This window comes from Bacteroides sp. L10-4, assembly GCF_013373675.1.
GTDB lineage: Bacteria > Bacteroidota > Bacteroidia > Bacteroidales > Bacteroidaceae > Bacteroides > Bacteroides muris.
Genome location: NZ_JABXJH010000037.1, coordinates 42,947 through 50,960, shown reverse-complemented (window position 1 = coordinate 50,960; position 8,014 = coordinate 42,947). Strand labels below are relative to the sequence as shown.

The following is an 8,014-nucleotide window of genomic DNA, read 5'->3' as shown; positions in this document are numbered from 1 at the left end:
TGTTTCTGAGAGAATGTTTTCGCTTCCTTTCTTGCGGATTTATAATTTTTTCTATAACTTGCCACTGTTTATCAGTAAGGTTAGTTGAGTATTGTTCCATAACTCTAATTGATTGACACTCATAAAGCTACAAATAAATCTCCAATTAACCTACTGATTTACAATATATTATTCATTGCAATAACATTTATCTTCAATAAATTTTAAACAGCTTCTGAGTCTTTTCTGTTTCGATAACTACGGGTTGTTCGTCACCACCGCTACGGCAACCGTCAGCTCTGCTACTGAAACAACAGGAACATTTGATGCCACAGTGCCCGACCATACGCGCATCATCCATTTTGTGGCCAACCAAAACATGTCGGAGTTTCCCGAAAATGCGTTCTCCGGAAAATCGGAGACAGAAGTAATGGCCCTGCTGCAAGGCTCGTCCGGAAAAATGATTTACTGGGCACGTTTTGCTTGCAACAAGGAGAATACTGGAGATAAAATAGACAAACAGTTGCAAGCAGCCGGTAATAGCATCCGGCTGATTCGTAACCATGCACGGATTTCCGTGAATGAAACGACTCAGAATAATGTTTTCACCGTGACCGGATTTAAAGTCTACAACACGAATGGTTTCGGTACCGTGGCTCCCTATCATCCGGAAAAAGGATTCGATTTCTCTTGGGATGAAATAAAGAGTGTCCCCTTCGTCACCCTTCCACTCAACCGTGCCAAGATGGATGACTTCCAGGATGTCACAACAGAGCTGAGCCAATATGTATTTGAATGTGAAAACAACCTTGACGATCCGGTCAGTGTAATCATTCGCGGACATCACCAAGGTGAAACACAAGACAGTTATTACCGCGTGATGCTGGTGGATGAAAATGGTGACCAGCTTCTGATATGCCGTAACCACCATTACATCGTAGGCGAGCTCTCCTACGGCCAGCCCACCTTTGGCGAAGCATTGGAAGCCGCTGCCACCAACAACGTATGGATAGCCATTTCCGACGAGGTGACCGCAGTGGAAGACAACAGCTACCGCCTTTCCGTGGCGCAGACTTCTTATGTTCTCGACAGCGAAGAGGCTACCGGTCAGGGTTATTCTCTTGCATATACTGTGGAGGCAAAGAACGGCACGCCACTTACCGATGCCGATAAGCCGGACATCACTTGGCTGGAAGGAAACACCGTGGCGCAGCCAAGGATAGTGAATGACTTCAATCCTGCCACCGGCGCGGGAACCGTTACCATCACCACTTATGCCCTGGGAGAGAATGTGCACCGCCTGGAAGGTACCCTGCTCGTAAAGAAAGGACGGCTGCAACGCAAAATCAAGGTCATCAAGATAAAGAAGCAGTCGTTTGTGCCTGCATGGATGGGGGCTCAGCTTTATGGCAAGATTACCGACCTCAGTAATCGCCCCAAGGCTACAGCCGTGTTCACCATTCCCGAAAGCTGTCCGGACGAACTCTTCCCCATGCGCGTGCTGATTTCGGCAAACGAACTTGATGTCCGCTCTGCTTCGGGCATGAAGCTCGACATCATCCGCAAAGGAGAACCCGGTTATGGAGAAGACAATGGCTGGGGATATAAGTATGTGTATACTGCAACCGCTTCGGGCGGGCAGCGGATTTACTTCGAGAGTATCCTTAATCAGGCGGAAATGGCTGAACGCAAAGTTGTCATCGAGGCAGCGCATTTCGAGCCTGTGGAACTGAAATTTCATTTCTCTGAGAAGAACAGAGCCATCACCATGCCTAAGTTGTCTCAGTATAATGCCGGAGCCGGCGGTAACGGTCCTAAGGACGAGCCTATCTACTATCGCATGGTTCCGCAGAAGAAGAAAGCCCGGGTAGTGTTCTATATGGAGTTGCATGAAATGGGTACTGACTACACACCTCAAAATGCTATCAATGCCGGTGAGTCCGATGAATTTTTAGTGTACAACAGTAATTTGTTTCATTACAACGACGATGAATATGCTGATGCCGGTCTTGGGTCTGCTGACAAGTTTGATTGTGAGTTCTTTCATGATGAGGCTACCGCGTGGTCGGATAAACAAGTTAATATGGGGCAGGTATGTATGTTTAAGGCGCGTAAGCCCAATATTACTCCCGAACTCGGAGATGGTGTGTATCAGATTTATATGTATACCACCAAAGCAAAGAGTGCGGAGACAGTCCGCATTGCTTCCAATCTGCCTACTTTGGACGCGGTATTGGAGAGAGACGGTAATACCACAGGAAGTGATATGGATGACGACGGCGTAATAATTGGACCTGGTAAATACAAGGGAAACACTTACCGTAGCACCATTTTTGAGCTTGCCAACTACAGTCCGTTCCGTTTTGCTGCGGGCGTCAACTGGAATAAGCAAGGATTTATTGAAGAAGGTACGGATGACGCCGCAACGGGCGATGTGCCCGAGAAGGTGACTGATTTGGAATGGAGTTATGAACCCGGCCGTGAAGTCGATATCGAGTTTGATATCACCAGTTTCAGGGGAATGAAGGATGTTAATGAACAGGAGTATGAGTCTGTCGATCCTTTCGGCCAACAGTTTGACATATTTATTGATGCTCCGATGCTGGAAATAGATGAGAACCGCTTAGGCAATCTTGGTGGTAAACTGAGAAAAGACTCCAAAGTGTCCGGTCGCTTTATTTATACCGTGGATGCCAATCGTGAGAAGGAACGCACTTATGGTCAGGCAGAAGCTTACCGGAAAGACGAAATGGGAGGAGTGGATCAGAGTGGTGAGCGCAAACGTCTTCCGTTCAAAGTGAAGAGTGCCGTGAGTGCCGGTGACATCACCGTTTCGTCCGATGAAGACATGGTAGTCTATTTTGCCAAGACATTCCGTGTAAGCAATCGCCCCATCTCGGGCTCATTACGCTACAAATTGGCCGATGGAATAGTGCAGGATGTACCTCAGCATACCTTTGTGCCTTTTGAACGTACCGGCAACAATAGCCGCATCGGTGCAATCACCGTTGTGGGGAACGGCAAATATGAATTGCGCTTGCGTAGAGAGTATGATTTCAACTGGTATACACATGAAGTGGAATTGCGTTGCGAGATTAGCGGAACTATCTATAGTGCAAAGGTTCGGAACCTGGCTACTTTGTTTAGTAATCCTGATATTGTCCTCGAACCGGTTTCGGCAGGCAACTAAAGTTTCTAAGTAATAGCTCTTGTTTTCAGGCACCCGTCGCGCAACAAGGACAGGTGCCTGAATATTTATGTTTCTCTTCTTAATCCCTATAAACACAGCTACTTATGAAAACGTTACATACCCTTTTCCTGGAGTCTCTATACTGTCTGGCAACCGCTTTTTGTCTGCAAGCCCGGGCGCAGCAGGCTTCCTCGTTCCGGTTGCCCGATGTGCCTGCCGTCCTTGCCACACCCGAAGAACGGGCCGCTTATTTGTCGTGCCACTATTGGGACCATTTCGATTTCTCCGATGTCTCTCTCATCGACCGCCCGGAAGTCACCGAGCAGGCTTTTGTCGACTTTATCGGCATCCTGCCTTATACCGACCGGGCGGACACTGCCCTGGAGACCTTGTTGCATCGTGCCTCTGTCGGGAAGAAAATGCTGCGCCATTTCATTTTGTTGGGCGACAAATACCTTTATGAACCCAACTCGCCCATGCACAACGAAGAATTGTACATCCTGATGCTGCGTGCCCTGCTGGCCAATCCCGCACTGGACGAAACCGAGAAAATACGTCCGCGCCACAGGCTGGAGACAGCACTGAAGAACCGGCCGGGACATACGGCTGCCGACTTCGGCTTTGTCTGCCGCGACGGCCGTCGGATGCAACTGAATACCGTCTGTGCCCCTTATCTTATTCTTTATTTCAACGACCCTGACTGTGATGATTGCCGCCGTGCCAAAGAGCGCCTTGTCACCTCGCAATCCTTGAACAGGCTGATGGATTCGGGTAGCCTCGCCCTGCTTTCGGTATGCGTAGGGGGCAAGACGGCCGCCTGGCAGCAAGCCGCCTTTCCTGCCCGCTGGATAGATGGCTATGACGAAGGACGGCAACTCACCCGCCGGCAGGTGTACGACCTGAAGGCGATGCCTACCCTATATTTGCTTGACAGCCGGAAACGGGTTATCCTTAAAGATACCTCTATCGACAAGATTGAAGAGTGCTTACGGCATTCTGTCCGATGATGTCCTCTGACTCCTGTAGATAAAAAAGCCGTGATATTTGTAGCGTTTCATTTGTTCGTTTCATAAATAAGTCGTTACTTTGCATAAATTTTAAAGAGACTATGCAATCGCAGGAAATGAGAAGCAAATATAACCTCCGTTCGAATGAATTTCATTCGGGGACCGTCGGTTTCTCTTTTTTCGAGGAAGATATTTTTAGTTCTTTGGTAATGCGTTAATCCTTTATTGGGTGACGCATTTTTTTTTGTGTCCGAACGTGAAGAAGAAAAATAATAGACAACAACAAGAGAATATGGAAAAGAATTTAAAGAAAGTGCTTGTCTTGGGCTCTGGTGCGCTCAAGATTGGTCAGGCCGGAGAGTTCGACTATTCCGGTTCGCAGGCGTTGAAGGCGTTGCGCGAAGAAGGTATCGGTTCTGTGTTGGTAAATCCTAATATTGCCACTATCCAGACATCGGAAGGTATTGCCGATCAAGTTTATTTCCTGCCGGTGACTCCCTATTTCGTGGAAGAAATCATCAAGAAGGAACGTCCCGACGGAATCCTGTTGGCTTTCGGCGGACAGACAGCATTGAACTGCGGTACGGAACTCTATCAAAACGGCATTCTTGAGAAATATGGCGTGCGTGTGCTGGGTACTTCCGTTGAGGCAATCATGTATACCGAAGACCGTGACCTCTTTGTGAAGAAGCTGGATGAGATTCCGATGAAGACTCCGAAAAGCCAGGCTGTGGAAGGCATGGAAGATGCGCTGAAGGCAGCCCGCGAAATAGGCTATCCGGTTATGGTGCGCTCGGCGTATGCTCTGGGTGGACTGGGAAGTGGCATCTGTCCGGATGAAGAATCCTTCATTAAACTGGCCGAAAGCTCTTTCGCTTTTTCTCAGCAGATATTGGTAGAAGAGTCTTTGAAGGGGTGGAAAGAAATTGAGTTCGAGGTAATCCGCGATGCCAACGACCACTGCTTCACGGTGGCAAGCATGGAAAACTTCGACCCGCTGGGTATCCATACGGGCGAGTCTATCGTAGTGGCTCCTACTTGTTCGCTGACCGACGAGCAGGTGAAGATGTTGCAGGAACTTTCTACCAAATGTATCCGCCACCTGGGCATTGTGGGCGAATGTAACATCCAGTATGCGTTCAATGCCGAAACAAACGACTATCGTGTCATCGAGGTGAACGCACGATTGTCCCGTTCTTCTGCATTGGCTTCCAAGGCTACCGGTTATCCGCTGGCATTTGTGGCTGCCAAGATTGCTTTGGGCTATACGCTCGACCAGATTGGCGAAATGGGAACTCCAAATTCTGCATATGTTGCTCCGCAGCTTGATTATCTGATTTGCAAGATTCCGCGTTGGGACTTGACGAAGTTCGTAGGCGTCAGCCGTGAAATCGGCTCCAGCATGAAGTCTGTGGGCGAAATCATGTCTATCGGCCGCTCTTTCGAAGAAATCATTCAGAAGGGGCTGCGTATGATTGGCCAAGGAATGCATGGTTTCGTGGGAAATGAAGGCGTGGAATTCGAAGACCTGGATTATGAACTGTCTCACCCTACTGACCTGCGTGTCTTTGCCATTGCTGAGGCTCTGGAAAAGGGATATGCCATCGACCGTATCTTTGAACTGACCAAGATTGATCCTTGGTTCTTGGGCAAGCTGAAGAACATCGTAGACTACAAGCAGAAACTTTCTCAATATAATAAGGTGGAAGACATCCCTGCCGACGTGCTGCGTGAAGCAAAAGTGCTTGGCTTCTCCGACTTCCAGATTGCCCGCTTCGTGTTGAATCCGCAAGGCAATATGGAGAAGGAAAACCTTGCCGTACGCGCCCGTCGTAAGGAGTTGGGCATCCTGCCTGCCGTGAAGCGCATCAATACGGTGGCTTCCGAGCATCCGGAACTGACAAACTACCTCTACATGACGTATGCGGTTCAGGGCTACGATGTGAACTATTACAAGAATGAAAAGTCTGTGGTCGTACTTGGCTCGGGCGCTTACCGCATCGGTTCGTCCGTAGAGTTTGACTGGTGTTCGGTGAATGCCGTTCAGACGGCCCGCAAGCTGGGTTACAAGTCCATTATGATTAACTATAACCCCGAAACCGTTTCTACGGACTACGACATGTGCGACCGTCTGTACTTTGACGAGCTCTCCTTCGAACGCGTGCTCGACGTTATCGACTTGGAGCAGCCGCGCGGTGTCATCGTGTCAGTGGGCGGACAGATTCCAAACAACCTGGCAATGAAGCTTCACCGCCAGTCCGTTCCCGTGCTGGGTACTTCTCCCATCTCCATCGACCGTGCGGAAAACCGCAACAAGTTTTCTGCTATGCTCGACCAACTTGGCATCGATCAGCCGGCTTGGCAGGAACTCACCAGCCTGGAAGATGTGAAAGGCTTTGTGGAGAAGGTAGGATATCCGGTACTGGTACGTCCGTCTTACGTACTCTCCGGTGCTGCGATGAACGTATGCTATGACGAAGAAGAATTGGAAAACTTCTTGAAGATGGCTGCTGAGGTATCTAAGGAATATCCGGTGGTTGTATCCCAGTTCTTGCAGAATACCAAGGAGATTGAGTTCGATGCTGTTGCCCAAAACGGTGAGGTGGTAGAATATGCCATCTCCGAGCACGTGGAGTTTGCCGGTGTGCACTCCGGTGATGCTACGTTGGTATTCCCGGCACAGAAGATTTACTTTGCAACGGCACGTCGCATCAAGAAAATCAGCCGTCAGATTGCGAAGGAACTCAATATCTCCGGTCCTTTCAATATACAGTTCCTGGCACGCAACAACGAGGTGAAGGTTATCGAGTGTAATCTCCGTGCGTCGCGCAGCTTCCCGTTCGTATCGAAGGTGCTGAAGCGCAACTTCATCGAGACTGCTACTCGCATTATGCTGGATGCTCCTTATACACAACCGGATAAGTCGGCATTCGACATCGACCGTATCGGTGTGAAGGCAAGCCAGTTCTCTTTCTCCCGTCTGCACAAGGCAGACCCGGTATTGGGTGTAGACATGTCATCTACCGGTGAGGTGGGCTGTATTGGAGACGATTTCTCCGAGGCGTTGCTGAATGCCATGATTGCTACCGGATTCAGAATCCCTCGTCGCGAGAAGGGAGTGATGTTCTCCTCCGGAGCCATGAAGTCTAAGGTCGATTTGCTGGATGCCAGCCGCATGCTCTTTGCCAAAGGTTATAAGATTTATGCTACGGCAGGTACTGCCGCTTTCCTTAATGCTCACGGCGTGACGACAGAAGCTGTTTACTGGCCGGATGAACGCCCGGATGCGGAAAACAATGTGATGACGATGATTGCCGACCATGCCTTCGACTTGATTGTCAACATTCCGAAGAATCATACGAAACGCGAGCTGACCAATGGCTACAAGATTCGTCGCGGTGCCATTGACCACAATATTCCGTTGATTACCAATGCTCGCCTGGCAAGTGCCTTTATCGAGGCATTCTGCGAAATGAAGCTGGAAGATATTCAGATTAAGAGCTGGCAGGAGTACAAATAAATTGTTTGTTCTGTAAAACGATTGCAAGAGCGGAAAGCCGAAGGGGTTTCCGCTCTTTTGTTATACTGGGCTTATTTCCCTGTCTTGGCTTAGGGTTGAGTCTCTGTATGAAGCAAAAGAAGAAACTTTATCCGATAGCATAGCCGTTGGCAATCCGGCAAAGGTAATCCGGAAAATGAAGCAAAAAAAATAATAGTATAAGTATTTGAAAATCAGGGTATATTATTAATTGGCTAAAAAAATATCGAAAAATATTATGCAAAAGTTTTGGTAATATCAAAATAAGCTGTATCTTTGCATCGCTTTTGAAACGGAAGT

Annotated in this window: 3 protein-coding genes; all 3 read left to right on the top strand. The window is 48.6% G+C overall.

From position 1 onward, the window contains the following. The first annotated feature begins 244 nt into the window (after positions 1–244). The 3 genes from HU824_RS12580 (at position 245) to carB (ending at position 7,696) form a co-directional block, all read left to right on the top strand. A complete protein-coding gene (locus HU824_RS12580) occupies positions 245–3,169 on the top strand; it encodes a hypothetical protein (RefSeq protein WP_176469018.1) in 2,925 nt (974 codons plus the stop codon). Between the two features lie 104 nt (positions 3,170–3,273). After that, positions 3,274–4,176, top strand: a complete 903-nt coding sequence (locus tag HU824_RS12575) for a DUF5106 domain-containing protein (protein WP_176469017.1) — start codon at positions 3,274–3,276, stop codon at positions 4,174–4,176. Positions 4,177–4,468: 292 nt separating this feature from the next. After that, the gene (carB, locus tag HU824_RS12570; RefSeq protein ID WP_176469016.1) at positions 4,469–7,696 is read left to right on the top strand and encodes a carbamoyl-phosphate synthase (glutamine-hydrolyzing) large subunit; all 3,228 of its coding nucleotides are present in this window, start codon (positions 4,469–4,471) and stop codon (positions 7,694–7,696) included. The last annotated feature ends 318 nt before the right edge of the window (positions 7,697–8,014 follow it).

What these genes read in the sequence shown, in the direction of transcription:
- HU824_RS12575 (WP_176469017.1), top strand. Translation starts at nt 3,274, where the DNA reads ATGAAAACGTTACATACCCTTTTCCTGGAGTCTCTATACTGTCTGGCA.
- carB (WP_176469016.1), top strand. Translation starts at nt 4,469, where the DNA reads ATGGAAAAGAATTTAAAGAAAGTGCTTGTCTTGGGCTCTGGTGCGCTC.